The organism is Peribacillus frigoritolerans (assembly GCF_030676415.1).
Classification (GTDB): Bacteria; Bacillota; Bacilli; order Bacillales; family DSM-1321; genus Peribacillus; species Peribacillus frigoritolerans_A.
The window spans coordinates 39,130-55,585 of record NZ_JAUUTW010000012.1 but is presented as its reverse complement, the minus strand read 5'-3'; the positions used below and the strand labels follow the sequence as shown (position 1 = coordinate 55,585).

At 40.8% G+C, this 16,456-nt stretch carries 20 protein-coding genes and 2 pseudogenes; 19 read left to right on the top strand and 3 right to left on the bottom strand.

Going from position 1 to position 16,456, the window contains the following annotated elements; all coding sequences use genetic code 11:
• Positions 1–7 precede the first annotated feature (7 nt).
• Positions 8–151, top strand: a pseudogene (locus tag Q8G36_RS29275) (hypothetical protein); the annotation flags it as partial.
• 163 nt (positions 152–314) lie between these two features.
• Here Q8G36_RS29275 and Q8G36_RS13250 read toward each other — a convergent pair.
• The 3 genes and pseudogenes from Q8G36_RS13250 to Q8G36_RS13240 all read right to left on the bottom strand — a co-directional run bounded on the left by Q8G36_RS13250 (position 315) and on the right by Q8G36_RS13240 (position 2,958).
• Positions 315–1,392: pseudogene (locus Q8G36_RS13250) on the bottom strand (transposase).
• Between the two features lie 100 nt (positions 1,393–1,492).
• The gene (locus tag Q8G36_RS13245; RefSeq protein WP_081395494.1) at positions 1,493–1,867 is read right to left on the bottom strand and encodes an SA1362 family protein; all 375 of its coding nucleotides are present in this window, start codon (positions 1,865–1,867) and stop codon (positions 1,493–1,495) included.
• Between the two features lie 137 nt (positions 1,868–2,004).
• Positions 2,005–2,958 (bottom strand): DUF1385 domain-containing protein, encoded by a 954-nt coding sequence (locus Q8G36_RS13240; protein ID WP_305160613.1) that lies wholly within the window; start codon positions 2,956–2,958, stop codon positions 2,005–2,007.
• 333 nt (positions 2,959–3,291) lie between these two features.
• Here Q8G36_RS13240 and Q8G36_RS13235 point away from each other — a divergent pair, with 333 nt between their 5' ends.
• From Q8G36_RS13235 to folD, 18 genes are all read left to right on the top strand, one after another.
• Positions 3,292–3,804 (top strand): YqhR family membrane protein, encoded by a 513-nt coding sequence (locus Q8G36_RS13235; protein ID WP_305160612.1) that lies wholly within the window; start codon positions 3,292–3,294, stop codon positions 3,802–3,804.
• 94 nt (positions 3,805–3,898) lie between these two features.
• A complete protein-coding gene (aroQ, locus tag Q8G36_RS13230; RefSeq protein ID WP_305160611.1) occupies positions 3,899–4,345 on the top strand; it encodes a type II 3-dehydroquinate dehydratase in 447 nt (148 codons plus the stop codon).
• Positions 4,346–5,407 (top strand): M24 family metallopeptidase, encoded by a 1,062-nt coding sequence (locus tag Q8G36_RS13225; RefSeq protein WP_305160610.1) that lies wholly within the window; start codon positions 4,346–4,348, stop codon positions 5,405–5,407.
• Positions 5,408–5,433: 26 nt separating this feature from the next.
• Positions 5,434–5,991, top strand: coding sequence for an elongation factor P (gene efp, locus Q8G36_RS13220; RefSeq protein ID WP_305160609.1), 558 nt, complete (start codon positions 5,434–5,436; stop codon positions 5,989–5,991).
• 429 nt (positions 5,992–6,420) lie between these two features.
• A complete protein-coding gene (spoIIIAA, locus tag Q8G36_RS13215) occupies positions 6,421–7,353 on the top strand; it encodes a stage III sporulation protein AA (RefSeq protein WP_305160608.1) in 933 nt (310 codons plus the stop codon).
• On the top strand, positions 7,346–7,861 hold the full coding sequence (gene spoIIIAB / locus Q8G36_RS13210; RefSeq protein WP_305160607.1) for a stage III sporulation protein SpoIIIAB: 516 nt from the start codon (positions 7,346–7,348) through the stop codon (positions 7,859–7,861). Before spoIIIAA ends, spoIIIAB begins: the two co-directional genes overlap by 8 nt.
• Positions 7,862–7,882: 21 nt before the next feature.
• On the top strand, positions 7,883–8,086 hold the full coding sequence (spoIIIAC, locus tag Q8G36_RS13205; protein ID WP_034308319.1) for a stage III sporulation protein AC: 204 nt from the start codon (positions 7,883–7,885) through the stop codon (positions 8,084–8,086).
• A 14-nt stretch (positions 8,087–8,100) separates the two neighbouring features.
• Positions 8,101–8,490 (top strand): stage III sporulation protein AD, encoded by a 390-nt coding sequence (gene spoIIIAD, locus Q8G36_RS13200; protein WP_095389752.1) that lies wholly within the window; start codon positions 8,101–8,103, stop codon positions 8,488–8,490.
• A gap of 33 nt (positions 8,491–8,523) precedes the next feature.
• Complete coding sequence (spoIIIAE, locus tag Q8G36_RS13195; RefSeq protein ID WP_305160606.1) at positions 8,524–9,732, top strand: stage III sporulation protein AE; 1,209 nt, start codon at positions 8,524–8,526, stop codon at positions 9,730–9,732.
• A 16-nt stretch (positions 9,733–9,748) separates the two neighbouring features.
• Positions 9,749–10,357, top strand: coding sequence for a stage III sporulation protein AF (gene spoIIIAF / locus Q8G36_RS13190; RefSeq protein ID WP_305160605.1), 609 nt, complete (start codon positions 9,749–9,751; stop codon positions 10,355–10,357).
• Between the two features lie 7 nt (positions 10,358–10,364).
• Complete coding sequence (gene spoIIIAG / locus Q8G36_RS13185) at positions 10,365–11,036, top strand: stage III sporulation protein AG (RefSeq protein WP_305160604.1); 672 nt, start codon at positions 10,365–10,367, stop codon at positions 11,034–11,036.
• Positions 11,037–11,050: 14 nt separating this feature from the next.
• Positions 11,051–11,644 (top strand): SpoIIIAH-like family protein, encoded by a 594-nt coding sequence (locus tag Q8G36_RS13180; protein ID WP_305160603.1) that lies wholly within the window; start codon positions 11,051–11,053, stop codon positions 11,642–11,644.
• A gap of 93 nt (positions 11,645–11,737) precedes the next feature.
• The gene (locus Q8G36_RS13175) at positions 11,738–11,938 is read left to right on the top strand and encodes a hypothetical protein (RefSeq protein ID WP_305160602.1); all 201 of its coding nucleotides are present in this window, start codon (positions 11,738–11,740) and stop codon (positions 11,936–11,938) included.
• Positions 11,939–12,266: 328 nt separating this feature from the next.
• Positions 12,267–12,764, top strand: a complete 498-nt coding sequence (accB, locus tag Q8G36_RS13170) for an acetyl-CoA carboxylase biotin carboxyl carrier protein (protein WP_305160601.1) — start codon at positions 12,267–12,269, stop codon at positions 12,762–12,764.
• Positions 12,765–12,778: 14 nt separating this feature from the next.
• Positions 12,779–14,131: an acetyl-CoA carboxylase biotin carboxylase subunit gene (gene accC / locus Q8G36_RS13165; protein WP_305160600.1), complete on the top strand. Its 1,353-nt coding sequence runs from the start codon at positions 12,779–12,781 to the stop codon at positions 14,129–14,131.
• A 37-nt stretch (positions 14,132–14,168) separates the two neighbouring features.
• A complete protein-coding gene (locus tag Q8G36_RS13160) occupies positions 14,169–14,573 on the top strand; it encodes an Asp23/Gls24 family envelope stress response protein (RefSeq protein ID WP_222620245.1) in 405 nt (134 codons plus the stop codon).
• A gap of 447 nt (positions 14,574–15,020) precedes the next feature.
• Entirely contained in the window at positions 15,021–15,413 is a 393-nt protein-coding gene (gene nusB / locus Q8G36_RS13155) for a transcription antitermination factor NusB (RefSeq protein WP_305160599.1), read from the top strand.
• Positions 15,414–15,482: 69 nt separating this feature from the next.
• Positions 15,483–16,358, top strand: coding sequence for a bifunctional methylenetetrahydrofolate dehydrogenase/methenyltetrahydrofolate cyclohydrolase FolD (gene folD / locus Q8G36_RS13150; protein ID WP_305160598.1), 876 nt, complete (start codon positions 15,483–15,485; stop codon positions 16,356–16,358).
• The last annotated feature ends 98 nt before the right edge of the window (positions 16,359–16,456 follow it).

The window sequence follows — 16,456 nt, the reverse complement described above, 5'->3', positions numbered from 1 at the left end:
ATATACAGATTATGCTTCGATAACGTCTAAGTTGGAAAAGAATGAGCTAGAAAATGCCAATAAGCATGCGTTGCAGCTAATAGAAAAACGAATTGAAAAATTGTGTTCTTACTACGCTTTTGACGTAAATAAAAATAATCAGCAAACTTAGTAACTATCTTTTTAAATAAGTATAAGAGAGCACTGATTTAACAATCAGTGCTCTCGGTTTGTAGACAAAGGGGTTCGGAATTATAAAATTCCGAACCCCTTTTAAAATTCCCTTTGAATTTCGGCCCAAGGTTAAGAGATTGGGGCTCTACGGGCCCACTCTGTTAGGCCATTTTTGGACCTTGCCATGTCCAATTGGCCATCTTCTTTAAATTAATGGCAGCGAAAGTGAGCATCGCCTGCATCGACAATTTTTAAAGTCCAATGCATGCCATGCTTTTCTTTTGCATCTGCGAAAACACGCTCAATCGTTTCTTTACGTTTCGCATAGATAGGTTTTACATCTTGATGATGACGCAGATGATCTGCTTCTTCCAATTTTATTGCCAAATAGGTAGCTTGTAATCGCCGGTGTTTTATAAGCTGCATCTGCAGCAATAGCTTCTGGTTTCCTAACTTTTTCAATTACTTGTTCAACAAGTGGCTCTAAGATATGACTATCATGCGTATTTCCAGGTGTTACAATCGTCCCTGGCACAAAACCGTTGGGGTCTGCGGCCGCAATAGGCAAACTGTCCTGTTCGTTCATCATTGACATAGTAGCCACTCTCAGGGGCAGTTGTACTTTCTTTAATTTCTTTGGTTTCTTCCTTATTAAATTATCCGGTGGAAAAGATTTTTTATCATGGTTTTCACGATCTTGATTTATTTCTACTTGAAGACATCCTTGATCCGCTCGTGTTTCCTTGCGAACGATTTTTTTTTCAAATTTCCGCTTATTCGCACTGGCTTTCACGGCGTGAAGTCAACGAATACGTGCTCAGCACTTATTGACTTTCTTTCGGCAGCTGTCATTAAGATACGATAGAAAATCTGTTCAAACAGGTCCGTATCTTTAAAACGTTTGCACATAATTTTTCCCGAACGTTGAGAAGTGGGGAACTTTATCATGGAAACCGTATCCTAAGAACCAACGATTTTCCATATTTGTTTCAACTTCTTCAATGGTTTTACGCATCGAACGAATGCGGAATATATTGAATAAACGTCATTTTGATTAAAATCACCGGATCAATACTTGGGGCGACCAACATCGGAGTACATATCTTCCATTAAAGGATTAATAAACGAAAAATCAATCGCAGCATCAATCTTGAGAACCAAGTGGTTCGCTGGCACAAGTTGATCCAGTGCAATCATTTCAAGTTGATCTCTTTGAATAGAATTATGTTTTGATAACATCGTAAGCACCCCAATAATTTTGATAATCCCATTTTAAAATAAAAAAGACTGTAGATAAACTCGTTTTTTATCGAGTCTGTCTACAGTCTGAATCGGGCTCTTAAAAAGAAGCCCGATTTTTCTTTTTATTCTTTTTCCCTTCGATGACGGTTAAGTGACTATCCGTTTTCTTTCTCCATTTTATTTTCTTTGATGATTTTGCTGCAGAGAAGCTAGCCACATTATCTTTTTTCGAAGTTCGGTTTTTTAGCCTTTTTTTCGATTGGCGGGCAGCCTTTCGAAATGCTTGCTGCTCTTTCTTAACTGGTTTTCCCTTTGTTAATCCGGTATAAATCATATAAATAATCCCTGCGACAATGGCTATTATGAGAATGTTTCTAAAAAAGCCAATCGGGTCATTAAATAGTCGGCTCATAAGTCCGAGGACTCCGAGGGCGATGATTCCGTATATCATGAAAGATATGAAACGTTTCAACAAAGACACCTCCTTAAGAGCATCATAAGCATTTTTAGCTTATTTTAAACATTATTCATGTAAAATATTTGAAAAAAATGAAGGTCATTCCCTTAGTTAGTATATGATTTTTCATCATCAAAATGTGTATAGATGTTTTACACAATTACATCCGATTCTAAACCTTTTTCGGTCTCTTTTTCCATCCTTGACAGTTCTTGGAAGGATGCCAATGCGACTTCGACTTGATCATCGGTAGGGGCTTTGGTTGTTAATAACTGAAGCCAAAGGCCGGGATAGCCAAGGTAACGCAGAATGGGAATATCCCTTACTTTGTTGGTCAACTGCAATACCTCGAAGGCTATGCCAAGCACGACGGGGATGAGCAAAATGCGATCCACGACACGAAGCCATAATGGATCAATCGGAACGAGCATATAGACGAACATACCAACAATGACTGTAAATAAAATAAAGCTGCTGCCACAGCGATAATGAAGGCGTGAACTTGCCTGCACATTTGCAACGGTCAATTCTTTTCCGCTTTCAAAGCAATTGATCACCTTATGCTCTGCTCCGTGATACTGAAAGACCCGCTTGATCAATGGCGTCATGGATACTGCGTAAATGTATACCAGCAATAATATCAACTTGAACAAGCTTTCCATTAAAACCTGGGCCATATGGCCGCTGAAGATGGGTCTTGTCAATTCGGCAAGAAAGACTGGAATCAAGGTGAACAGCAGCTTCCCGAATAGGAAGGAAAGAACACCGATTACGGCAACTCCAAGCCATACACTTATTTTAGAAGATTCTTTCGTTTCTTTTTTCTTTTCTTCCTGCTTTTCCCCGTCATCTTCTTCATACTGTTCAGTTGAAAAGTTCAGATGTTTCGAGCCGGTGGCACTTGACTGAATCAGTGATACGATACCCCGTAGAAACGGTACTTTTTTTAAGCGGTTGATAACAGGTTTCGATTCACGCGGCAGATGATAATATACAATCGTCGAATCTTTGCGGCGTACCGCAGTGACTGTGTGATGTTTGCCGCCGAACATGACGCCTTCCACTACAGCCTGCCCTCCATAAACGGGTTTTTGAACCTCAGACATTTCTACACCAACCTAATAGTTATTCACGTAGCTCTCTCAAGGGTGCTAACATGTTTATTATCAAGCATCACAAGGCTTAAAGACGCTTCTCCAAAATGGAATGGAAGCTTTAACCCTGCAATTACTTTATGAATGTTGAATCACAGGAAGGTATAATCCTGTGTACATTATAAACTTCAACAGAGGATGGGTATTTTCCTCTGAAAAAAGTAGATTATTTATGATTTAATCATACCGAATAAATCACAAAACCTCTAGTGATTCTCCTTCCTAAGAATAAAAAAAAATAGTTCTATTTAACAAAGGGCATACTACGTAGCGGAGGTGATTGATATGTCTTCTAATGAAAATGGACAAATTCAACAGGAATATCAAAGCATGTTGATCTACAATGTACTTGCTGTCGGTTTTGTTGGGGGGGCTTTAGCCAGTTTTATCGGAATCATAGCCCATTATGTTAACTTTATGGATTTTAGCCCAAAATTCATACTAACTTCGTGGTCCAATATGGCCTGGATCGATCATTGGCTCGGTACGGTAATGACCATAATTTTATTCGGAATTCTATCCGTGGGGATTGCTTTTATATACTATAGTCTTTTTAAAAGGATGAAGAGTATTTTTCCGGGTATTTTATTGGGAGTGGCTTGCTGGGCTTTGCTGGTATTTGTCCTAAAACCGATGTTCGCCGATTTGCCAACCTTTTCTAAAATGTCAGCAAATACGGTTATAACAAGTGTCTGCATTTTTATTATATACGGTCTTTTTGTAGGGTTTTCCATATCATACGATCATCAGGAATATATACGTCAAAAAAACAAAGCCGAGAAGCAATCGGAAAGCTGATTGCTTCTTGGCTGTAAAAAAGTAGTAAGACAATTTGGAATTATGATAGAATGTTCATGGAAAGCATTCTTTTAACATGAGCAGGTGTTTGATGATGACAAAAATCTTACTAATCAATGGTCCGAATTTAAATCGCTTGGGGAAGCGGGAACCTGCGCATTATGGATCCTCGACGCTTACGGATGTGGAAGCGCAATTAATGCAGCAAGCTCAAGGGTTAAATGTGGAATTAACCTCTTTTCAAACTAACCATGAAGGAGCGATTATCGACAAGCTCCATTGGGCAGAGGATCATGGGATCGACGGGATTATCATTAATCCTGGAGCTTTTACTCATTATAGCTATGCGATTCGTGATGCAATAGCCGGAATTGATGTTCCAGTGGTGGAAGTGCATATTTCGAACATACATGCCCGTGAAAGCTTTCGGCATGAATCAGTAACCGCAGCGGTATCGGCGGGACAGATTGTCGGCTTGGGGATACACGGATATGAATTGGCGTTGCAGGCGATCACAAAGATTGCAAAGGGGAGAAATTAAATGAATAAACTAATGCGCTTAAGAGCCTCAATGGAAAAGGTGGGCATTGATGGTTTTTTGATCACCAGTACATATAACCGCCGATACATGACCAACTTTACGGGAAGTGCAGGCGTTGTCCTTATTTCTCAAAAGGAAGCTAAATTCATCACTGATTTCAGATACGTGGAACAAGCGGGCAAGCAGGCACCGGACTATGAGATCGTTCAACACAAAGGAACCATCATCGAAGAAGTCGGCAAGCAGGCTAAGGCGATGAATATCGGCAAGCTGGGCTTTGAGCAAGAGCACCTGACTTATGCTACATATAAGGTATACGAAGCCGCCATTGATGGTCAACTTTTGCCGGTGTCGGGGGTTATTGAGAATTTACGCTTGATAAAGACTTCATCAGAGATTAAGATATTAAAGGAAGCGGCTGCTATTGCTGATGCTGCGTATACACATATTCTGAATTTCCTGCGTCCAGGGATCTCGGAACTTGATGTATCCAATGAACTTGAATTCTTTATGAGGAAACAAGGGGCAACATCTTCTTCCTTCGATATCATTGTTGCATCCGGCATCAGATCCGCACTTCCGCATGGAGTGGCTACGGATAAAATCATCGAAAAAGGCGATTTTGTCACATTGGATTACGGGGCATACTATAACGGGTATGTGTCTGACATCACTAGGACATTAGCAGTTGGCAAGCCAAGTGAAGAACTTATTAATATTTATGACATTGTTTTAGAAGCTCAACTGCGAGGAATGGCTGGGATCAAACCTGGCATGACTGGCAGGGAAGCGGATGCACTAACTCGTAATCTAATTGAAGAAAAGGGATATGGGCAGTATTTTGGACATTCGACCGGACATGGAATCGGTCTTGAAGTTCATGAAGGTCCAGCATTATCCTTAAGGTCTGATATCATTTTAGAACCAGGTATGGCTGTAACCGTTGAACCGGGCATTTATTTACCGGGGGTAGGCGGAGTGCGGATTGAAGATGATACAATCGTTACAATTGAAGGTAACGAAGCACTTACTCATTCAACCAAAGAGTTAATCATTCTGTAAACATGTACATGTAGGAGGACAAATTTATGATTTCTGTAAACGATTTTCGCACGGGTGTTACGATTGAAGTAGATAATGGAATTTGGCAGGTAATCGAGTTCCAACACGTTAAGCCTGGTAAAGGTGCAGCTTTTGTACGTTCTAAACTTCGTAACCTTCGTACGGGTTCAATCCAAGAGAAAACATTCCGTGCTGGTGAAAAAGTTGCTAAAGCACATATCGAAAACCGCAAGATGCAGTACCTTTATGCTAGTGGAGACAGCCATGTATTCATGGATAACGAAACGTATGATCAAATCGAGCTGCCTGCTTCAAGCATTGAACGTGAACTTAAATTCCTTAAGGAAAATATGGAAGTACATATCATGACTTTCCAAGCGGAAACACTTGGGGTCGAGCTTCCAAACACAGTGGAACTTGAAGTGGCGGAGACTGAGCCGGGAATTAAAGGCGATACATCTTCAGGCGGCACGAAAACAGCCGTACTTGAGACGGGCCTTTCGGTTCAAGTTCCATTCTTCATCAACCAAGGTGACAAACTATTGATCAATACAAATGAAGGTTCTTACGTATCACGTGCATAAATGAAAGAAGACCGAGATTAATTTCTCGGACTCAGACTGAAGACAAACTCGATTAAAATCGAGTTTGTCTTCAGTTTTTTTTGGCTTGTACAAATTTGGACGTTGATTTCCACTTCAGGCACTCGCTTTTCGCGGGCGGTCCGGGAGCCTCCTCGGCGCACTTGCGCCTGTGGGGTCTCCCTTGGACTCGCTATTCCCGCAGAAGTCTCACCTTCCGTTCCAATCAACTATGTTTAAAAATTTAGATAGAACTCCTTTTGTCTACAAACTGAGACCGAGATTAATTTCTCGGTCTTTTTTTTTGTCTTTTTTAGATCCCGGAAGTTATAAAAAATCAATAAATGGTCTGTTTCTTTAATAGCCTGTCATCATTGCGGGCTGGTCGGCATATATTTTATTGAAAGTGGTGTATACAGGAGGATTGTCAAAATGGAAACGATTCTTTCTTTTTTACCGAAAAAATTATACGAGCAACTCCGGGGTATGACACCGATGATGATCGATAAGATGGAAGAGCTGCGCATTCGAATTGGAAGGCCGCTTGAGGTCATTGTAGGAGGGGAACCATACTTCTTTTCCTATGAAGTGACCCATTCGGATGCAGATCAATTATTGAATCAAATAGGTCAATTTTCGTTATATACACTTGAGGAAGAATTAAGGCGAGGATATATAACCATAGCGGGCGGACATCGGGTGGGGCTTGCTGGCAAGGTGATCCTTGAAAATGGAGCGGTCAAAGCGATTAGGGAAATTTCCTCATTCAATATTCGGATTGCACGAGAAAAAATAGGTGCAGCTGAACCGCTCACTTCATATTTATATGACGGGGAATGGCAGCATACCATGTTGATCGGTGCTCCGCAAACGGGAAAAACGACCATATTACGTGATATTGCAAGAATGATATCCAGTGGTAATGAAAAACGCGGCATAGCCCCTCAAAAGGTGGGGATAGTGGACGAGCGCTCAGAAATTGCCGGATGTGTTCATGGAGTGCCGCAGCTCGAATTTGGAACACGGGTTGATGTGCTCGATGGATGTCCTAAAGCGGAAGGGATGATGATGATGATCCGTTCGATGTCCCCGGATGTATTGATCGTGGATGAAATAGGCCGCGCAGCGGATACGCAGGCTGTGCTGGAAGCCGTGAACGCAGGTATTAAACTCATGATAACCACACATGGCCATACACTGGATGAAATTAAGAAGCGACCTTTTATCGCCGAAATATTAAAGCAAAACATCTTTGAACGTTTTGTAGAATTACAGAGAAGTAAATCCGGTAAGAGGAGCTACAAAGTCCTTGATGCAGCGGGGGTCCCCATTTTCTTGGGAGAAAGTGTGAACCCGCATGTTTAAGTTAATAGGAGCAGCGATAATTATTATTGCAACGACATGGGCAGGTTTTGAAGCTGCGAAAAAATTAAGTATGAGGCCTCGTCAACTGAGACAGCTGAAAGTCGCCATGCAATCGCTTGAAGCAGAAATCATGTATGGTCATACACCTTTGAAAGAAGCGGCAAGGAAACTTTCTAAACAGATGGCCAAACCTTTATCCAGCTTTTTCGATACATTTGCAAATCGACTCGAGTCAGGTGAAACCACCGTCAAAGAAGCATGGGATGATAGTTTGAAGAAAATATGGCAATCCCTTGCTTTAAAACAGGGAGAATTCGAGATTCTTTCACAGTTTGGGGAGACGCTTGGAAAAAGCGATAAATATCATCAGCAAAAGCAAATCATGCTAACGATGGCACATTTGGAACGGGAAGAGAGCGATGCACTCGACCGCCAGGGAAAATATGAAAAAATGATGAAAAGTCTTGGTTTTTTATCAGGGCTATTATTGATCATCTTGCTGATGTAGGAATATGTGGGGGGAATGAATATGGGCATTGATGTGGACATCATATTTAAAATAGCGGGTGTGGGGTTAGTTGTGGCATTTCTTCACACGATTCTCGATCAGGTTGGGAAGAAGGAATATGCCCAGTGGGTGACACTTTTCGGATTTATCTATATTTTATTCATGGTTGCATCTGTAGTAGAGGATTTATTTCAAAAAATTAAATCTGTATTTCTATTTCAGTAAGGGAGGGATTCGCGATTGAAATCATAAAAATCGTGGCCATTGCCCTAGTTGCCACCTTTTTGGCACTGATCGTCAAAGAGCAAAAACCAAATTTCGCATTCCTGCTTGTCGTTTTTGTAGGATGCTCCATTTTTCTTTTTTTAGCTGACAAAATCTACGAGATTATTTTAATGTTAGAAAAAATTGCAGTTAATGCGAATGTAAATACCGTATATCTAGAGACCATCTTAAAAATAATCGGAATTGCCTATATTGCAGAATTCGCTTCTCAAATTACAAAAGATGCAGGGCAAGGTTCGCTCGCTTCCAAAATAGAATTGAGCGGAAAAATCTTGATTCTTGCCATGGCGATTCCGATTTTGACGGTCATCATCGAAACCATTTTAAAGATGCTCCCAAGTTAACGGATTACTCCTACTAGTCAATGAGGTGAATGTATGAAGCAGCGGATGCCTTACTTATCCATTCTATTCGTTTTACTCTTTTTTTTACATGCATCTATTGGACAAGCTGCCGAAAATCCAGAAAATGGTGAAATCGATCAAGAGCCGATCATGCAGTCCGAACTGGTACAAGCCCAAATAGAAAGGCTGGGTGTCGATGAGCTCAAACAATATTGGGATGACATCGTTACGGAATATGGAGGATTCTTACCGGAAAGCCAGAAAGGGAGCTTCATGGATTTTGTAAGCGGCGATAAGAAATTTTCCTTTGACCAATGGATAAAGGGAATGACAAAATTCATTTTTCATGAACTGCTCGTGAATGGAAAGCTGCTGGGATCACTCATTTTATTAACCGTTTTCAGCATGTTCCTTCAGTCTTTGCAGAATGCGTTCGAGCAAAGCTCCGTAAGTAAGGTCGCTTATGCAATCGTATATATGGTGCTGATCATTTTGGCACTTAACAGTTTTCATGTGGCGATTGAATATACAAAAGATACGATAGATTTGATGATTTCCTTTTTAATGGCGCTCATCCCTTTACTCTTGGCATTGATAGCTGCTTCAGGCGGACTTGTATCGGCAGCCTTCTTTCATCCGGTATTGATGTTTTTGATGAATACAAGCGGCATCTTGATCCAGTTTGTCGTCCTTCCGTTATTATTCTTTGCAGCGATTTTAAGCATAGTCAGCACATTGACCGAACATTACAAAGTGACTCAAATGGCACAACTTCTCCGTAATTTTGCCATCGGTATCCTTGGAGCATTCATGACCATATTCCTTGGTGTGATCTCCGTTCAGGGAGCATCCTCAGCTGTAGCTGACGGAGTGACGATCAGGACAGCCAAGTTCGTGACAGGTAACTTTATACCGATAATAGGGCGCATGTTTACCGATGCAACGGATACGGTCATTAGTGCCTCCGTCCTTTTGAAAAATACAGTGGGCTTGTCAGGGGTCATCATTCTCTTGCTCATTACCACATTTCCCGCCATAAAAATCTTGATGATTTCTTTTGTCTATAAATTGGCAGCGAGTCTTTTGCAGCCGCTGGGCGGAGGACCTGTAATAAAATGCCTTGACATTATAAGTAAAAGCATGATTTATATTTTCGCTGCATTGGCCATTGTCTCACTCATGTTTTTTTTAAGTATCACGGTAATTATCGCCTCTGGAAACATTACCCTGATGGTTCGTTAGAAAGGAGGAGGGCTTGGTGAGTTTTTTAGCTGGCTGGGTATCCAACATCATCATATTTGTATTGCTGGCCACTGTGATTGATATGCTTCTTCCGAATTCAGCTTTACAGAAGTATGCCAAAATGGTTATCGGACTTTTACTGATTGCGATCATCATCACTCCTATATTGGGATTATTCAATAAGGATTTCGACGATATTCTCAAAGCGGCTACTAGTGAATTTGAAGATCAGAAAAAAAAAGATTTAGGAAATTTGACAGAAATGAAGAAAAAAGAAATACAAGCTACCCAGGGTGCATATATTTTAAAACAAATGGCTGTTGACTTACAGGCAGAAGTGGAAGAGGAGCTGATGGTGGATTATAACATGAAGATTAGTTCAATTGATGTAGGGGTCAAGAATGAGGAAGAACCGGGTGTTGATGATCTGCAGAACATAACCATCTCATTGGAAAAGGCAGAAGGGAAAGAAAACTCGGAGATAGAGGCAGTAGCGAAGATTGATATCAATGCAGATAGCCCATCCACTTCGAATGATGCCAATCTGGATGCTGTCAAAAGGTTTCTGGCAACAAGTTGGTCTGTTGATGAAGAGATCATTGAAATCGCCGGGGAAAGGAAGTGACTGAGTATTGAACAAAGACAAAGGTCCATTATCCTGGCTGCAAAAACTATTAAATAAAGACCCTGACCAAAAAGAGCCTAAGGAAAAAAAACCTTCCCTGTATGTCTATGCTCTAATAGTTGTCCTTTTGGGAGCGGGAATCATGATGGCCGGGAATTTGTTAACCACCAACCAGACGGGACAAACATCTGAAGTGAAGACTGTATTCAATAATGATAAACAGCAGGATGATGAGGGGGATGTTGAGACATTCGGCCAGAAGAAATCAGAATTCAAGACAACAAAAGACTATGAAATATATCTTCAGAATGAAATGAAGGAAGCGCTTGAATCCATCGCAGGCGTCCAGGATGTAAAAGTCGTAATCTACGTCGATGCATCCGAGAAGAAAGTATATGAAAGAAACAAAGTCACCCAAAAACAAGTCACTGAAGAAACCGACCAGGAAGGCGGCAAAAGGACGGTCGAAGATACATCTGTTGATGAACAGCTAGTTTTGGTCAAGAGCGGTGAAAAAGAAGGACCGATCATTTCCGAAACGAAAAAACCTAGTGTACGAGGAGTCCTGGTAGTCGCTAAAGGGGCCGAAAACATTCAAATAAAGAAGTGGATCATCGAGGCTGTCACACGCTCACTTGATGTACCGAGTCACAGGGTTTCTGTCATGCCTAAAAAATAAGGGGGAAAATCTACATGTTATTAAAAAAACAAACCGTTTGGTTATTGACTATGCTAAGTCTGGTCGTTGTGCTTTCAGTCTATTATTTAACCGCTCCTGAAGAAAATGCCGCTGATATGACGGCGACAGAGCAAATGGAACAGGAAGAAAATAAAACAGAAAGTAAAACCGAGAACAAAGCGGATACAAAAGGGGAAAATAAAAGTGAAAAAGAAACGTCCAAAAATACAGAAGGTTCCTCTGTAACCATTGCATCTGGAGATGAGTTCGAATCGTTAAGGATGCAGATTGAAGATGAACGGGCTAAGCTGAATGAAGAACTGACTGCAAAGATGGGCAACACAGAACTATCAGCTGAAGAAAGAGACGAGGCCTATGCAAAAATCGAACAATTAAGTGAAACGAAAGTAAAAGAAAATATCATCGAAAACTTAATTGTTGCCATGGATTACAATGCCGCATTGGTCCGGGTGGACGGAACGGATGTAAAGGTGAGTGTCAAGGCCGATAAACAAACGAAAACAGAGGCCAATAACATTATCCGCCTCGTAAGGAAAGAAGTGAGCGATGCACAAAATGTAGTGGTCGATTTCCAACCGGAAAAGTAAACACACATACTGAAAAAAGTGCTGATACAGAACAGTTCAACATCATAAAAATTTGAAAGCCCTCCTTAATTAAAAAAAGGGAGGCTTTTTATTATGATTTTTTTAACTATCTTACAACCGGGAAACTTTAGAGGAAAAGTTTTTTTTATGTCAATTGGTATCAGGAACTCAAATAGAAAGGGTGATAATGATCATCCGAATTATTCTAGAAAAGTAATTACCATAGATATTATTACTGATTTTATTGGAATTAAATGCAAAATTCAAGAGGGAGCGTTAAGGTGCCACAGTTGAAAAAATTCACAATATTATAATAAAGGTGTAAGATAGAGGTATGGATAATAAGTTACAATTAATCTATCATTGAATTTGTATAAGCTAATATTGTATGATGTTAGAAGCTGGTCATAAACTTTTCAATTCTCTTAGGGAAACAATATTTTGAGAAAGTGAAACATCTGTTATAATACAGGTGAGGTTTGTATTCAGTTTATTCGCATTCGCATAAAGAAAGCGGCTACTTTGTACAGTATTGGACAAAGTAGGATAAGCTAAGGGTAAGGTTACATAAAATATTATTGCCTCACAAACTCATATTAAATTAGACAAGGGGTGCCACAAAATGAAAGTGCAAGAAATTCGTGAAATTATTAAGCTAGTCGATCAATCAAATATCAGTGAATTCGTTTTTGAAAATGAAGGAACGAAAATTAAATTGAAAAAAACTGAAACGGGTACAGTATTACACCCAGCAGCTGCTCCAGATGTTGTTCAAGCCAATGCAGCTGTAGAGGTCAAGCCCGCAGCTGCCCCTGCCCCTGCAGTGCCGAAAGCTGTTGAACCTGCAAAACCTGCTGCTGCCGTCACTGAACAGGAAAATTTACATAAAATCACTTCTCCGATGGTAGGGACATTCTACCAATCTCCTGCACCGGATTCACCTGCATACGTAAAAACAGGCGATAAAGTAACGGGAGATTCCATTGTCTGCATCGTGGAAGCCATGAAACTTTTCAATGAAATCGAAGCTGAAGTAAGCGGTGAAATCGTTGAAGTCCTTGTAAAAGAAGGTCAGCTAGTAGAATATGGTCAACCATTATTTTTAGTAAAGCCGGAATGAGGAGCTGTTTCTAAATGATTAAAAAGGTATTAATTGCCAATCGCGGGGAAATTGCTGTCCGAATCATCCGGGCATGCAAGGAATTAGGAATCGAGACTGTTGCGGTCTATTCAGAAGCAGATAAAGAGGCATTACATGTTCAAATTGCGGATGAAGCATATTGCATCGGTCCTAAATTATCAAAAGACAGTTATTTAAATACAACGAACATTATCAGCACAGCCAAGAAAACGGGATCCGATGCAATTCATCCAGGATACGGATTCCTAGCTGAAAACGCCGACTTTGCTGAGCTATGCCGTGAATGCAATATCATTTTCATCGGTCCTAGCCCCGAAGCGATCAATAAAATGGGAACGAAGGACGTAGCAAGGGAAACCATGCGCAAAGCTGGTGTACCGATCGTTCCAGGTTCTAAAGGCATAATTAAAGATACGGATGAGGGTGTGGCCCTAGCTAATGAAATGGGCTATCCAGTCATCATCAAAGCTACTGCCGGCGGAGGCGGTAAAGGTATCCGCGTCGCAAGGACGGAAGAAGAACTCATTAAAGGCATTAACATCACGCAACAGGAAGCCGCGACGGCATTTGGGAATCCTGGCGTGTATATTGAAAAGTTCATCGAGGACTTCCGTCACGTTGAAATACAGGTCATGGCGGATAATCATGGCAACGCCATCCATTTAGGTGAGCGTGATTGTACGGTCCAACGACGTTTGCAAAAACTTGTTGAAGAAACCCCGTCACCAGCATTGGATGGTGAAACACGTGCGGAAATGGGGCAGGCTGCAGTAACGGCTGCACTTGCCGTTAACTATTCAGGTGCCGGAACAGTAGAATTTATTTATGACTATGTGAATAGAAAATACTACTTTATGGAAATGAATACACGTATCCAGGTTGAACACCCAGTTACAGAAATGGTAACGGGCGTGGATTTAATTAAAGAACAGATCAAAGTTGCTTCAGGTAACAAACTATCGCTTTCGCAAGAGGATGTCACTTTTAACGGATGGTCAATCGAATGCCGGATCAATGCGGAAAATCCAGAAAAGAATTTCATGCCTTCCGCAGGTAAGATTCAAATGTATTTACCGCCAGGCGGCTACGGAGTTCGTGTGGATTCCGCGGCATACCCTGGGTACTCGATACCGCCATATTACGATTCCATGATTGCTAAATTGATCGTCCATGCACCGACTAGGGAAGAGGCGATCGAGAAGATGAAACGCGCCTTAGGTGAGTTTGTCATTGAAGGGATCAGTACCACAATTCCTTTCCATATTAAGTTACTTCAGCATGACCAATTTGTTTCCGGGGAATTTAATACCAAATTCCTTGAAATATATGATGTAATGAACTCATAATGTAAAGGAAGACAGGAGGTGCTTTTGAATGAGTGAAATGGAAGGCCAATTACTCGAAATGAATGATTATAATAGTGGGCTTGGCAAAGTGGAGATCGCGCCTGAGGTGATAGAGGTGATTGCGGGTATCGCTGCATCGGAAGTTGAAGGTGTTGCACATATGCGCGGGAATTTCGCTACGGGTGTTGTTGAAAAGCTTGGTAAAAAGAACCACGGCAAAGGTGTTAAAGTGGACTTAACGGGAGAATCCATCAAAGTCGAACTTTATTGTGTCATGAAGTTTGGTGTTTCAATTCCGAAAGTTGCTCAGGAAGTGCAAGATAACATTCGTGAAGCTTTGTTGAATATGACCGCTATCGACGCTGGCGAAGTGAACATTCATGTAGTGGGCATTGCGTTTGAAAACGCTAAACAAGAAGCGGATTACGAACAAGAAGTGTAAGTGGCTTCATTCGATTCACACCTGCAAAAACCCGGCAAAAAGCCGGGTTTTTGTTTTTTGAATGCATACTCCATGATACCCCGCTTTGGAGCCTGCTTATAATATTAAATTTAAATGAACATAATAAGGCGGTGTCTGGAAGTTTCCCTTTAATTCAAGGGTGATTTCTGTTAGAGTGTAAAAGGTGAAATATGAGCATGAAAGCTAGGCATGAGCTTTTTGACACTTTCAAAAAGTATGGGACTGTGTTGGCCGTTTAATTGGAAAGTAATCTTGAGATTTTATCTTGAATCAAGATATTGAGTCTTTTGGCCTTAATTTTAGTGGGATTTAGCGTGTTTTTTAAATAATATAGCGAAAATCTTAATATTTTTGAAAAAATGTTATTTAATGTTCGTTTGTTCTAGCATTTTCATATATAATAGTAGATGTTAAAGGAGTAAGATTATGAAAAGAAGAGAAGCCCGTGAAAAATCCCTTCAAGCACTATATCAGATAGATATTGCCAACTCGAATGCAGAAGAAGCAATGGAAAGCGTACTGGATGGTGCTCCTACTGATGAATATTTCAAGAAATTAGTAATGGGGATAACGGAAAATCGAGAACAAATTGATGGAATGATCAGGGACAATTTAGAGAATTGGACGTTGGAAAGACTGGCGATCATTGATCGGAATTTACTGCGGATCGCGGTTTATGAAATGGTTCACAGTGAAGAGGTTCCTGTAAGTGTTGCAATGAATGAAGCTATTGAAATTGCTAAGAAATTCGGTGATGATCAATCGAGCAGCTTTGTAAATGCCGTTTTATCCAAAGTAAAGGTGAAAAGCGGCAGCTAAAGCTGCAGCCTTGAACAAGGATTCTCACAGCAAATTCTTTAGCAAAATTAACTTGGGAGGAATAAACACATGTCAGCTCAAATCATTAATGGTAAAGAAATTGCAGAGTCAGTTAGGCAGGAAATCAGTAAGGAAGTTCAACAGTTACGTGAAAAAAATGTCGTTCCGGGTTTGGCTGTAATCCTGGTGGGTGACAATCAAGCATCACAAACTTATGTGCGCCATAAGCAAAAGGCCTGTGAGGACTTGGGCATGCATTCCGTATTAATTAAAAAGCCTGCGGAACTCTCTCAGGAGGAATTAATTCAGAGCATTGCTGAATTAAACCAGGATGACAGCATTCATGGTATATTGGTGCAGCTGCCATTGCCTGGACATATTCAGGAAAAAGCGATCATTGAAGCGATTTCCCCTGAAAAGGATGTAGATGGATTCCACCCGATTAATATTGGGCGGATGATGACGGGACAGGATGCATTTTTACCTTGTACTCCATACGGCGTCATGGTGATGCTTGAGTATATCGACTATGACCTTGAAGGTAAGCATGTTGTCATCGTAGGGAGAAGTAATATCGTCGGAAAACCAGCCGGACAATTGTTTTTAAATGCAAATGCAACCGTTACATACTGTCATTCACGGACAAAGGATCTTGCCTATTATACCAAGCAAGCCGATGTCGTTGTGGCAGCTGTCGGAAAGAGGGACACGATCACGAGTGACCATATTAAAGAAGGCGCAGTCGTCATTGACGTCGGAATGAACAGGAATGATGAAGGGAAGCTTTGCGGTGATGTGGCGTTTGATGAAGTGAAAAATAAGGCTTCATACATTACACCTGTTCCTAAAGGCGTTGGTCCCATGACGATTACGATGCTTATGAAAAATACGGTCAAATCTGCTCAAAAAGCACTTGAACAGAACAAGCAAGCATTAAAAAGCTGAAAAAAACGTTAAATTATTTTAAAGAAGCGGACCTCTTGTTTTATAATAACGGGAGACCGCTTTTTTTCATTCATGGATTAATTATGATCTATAGGTGA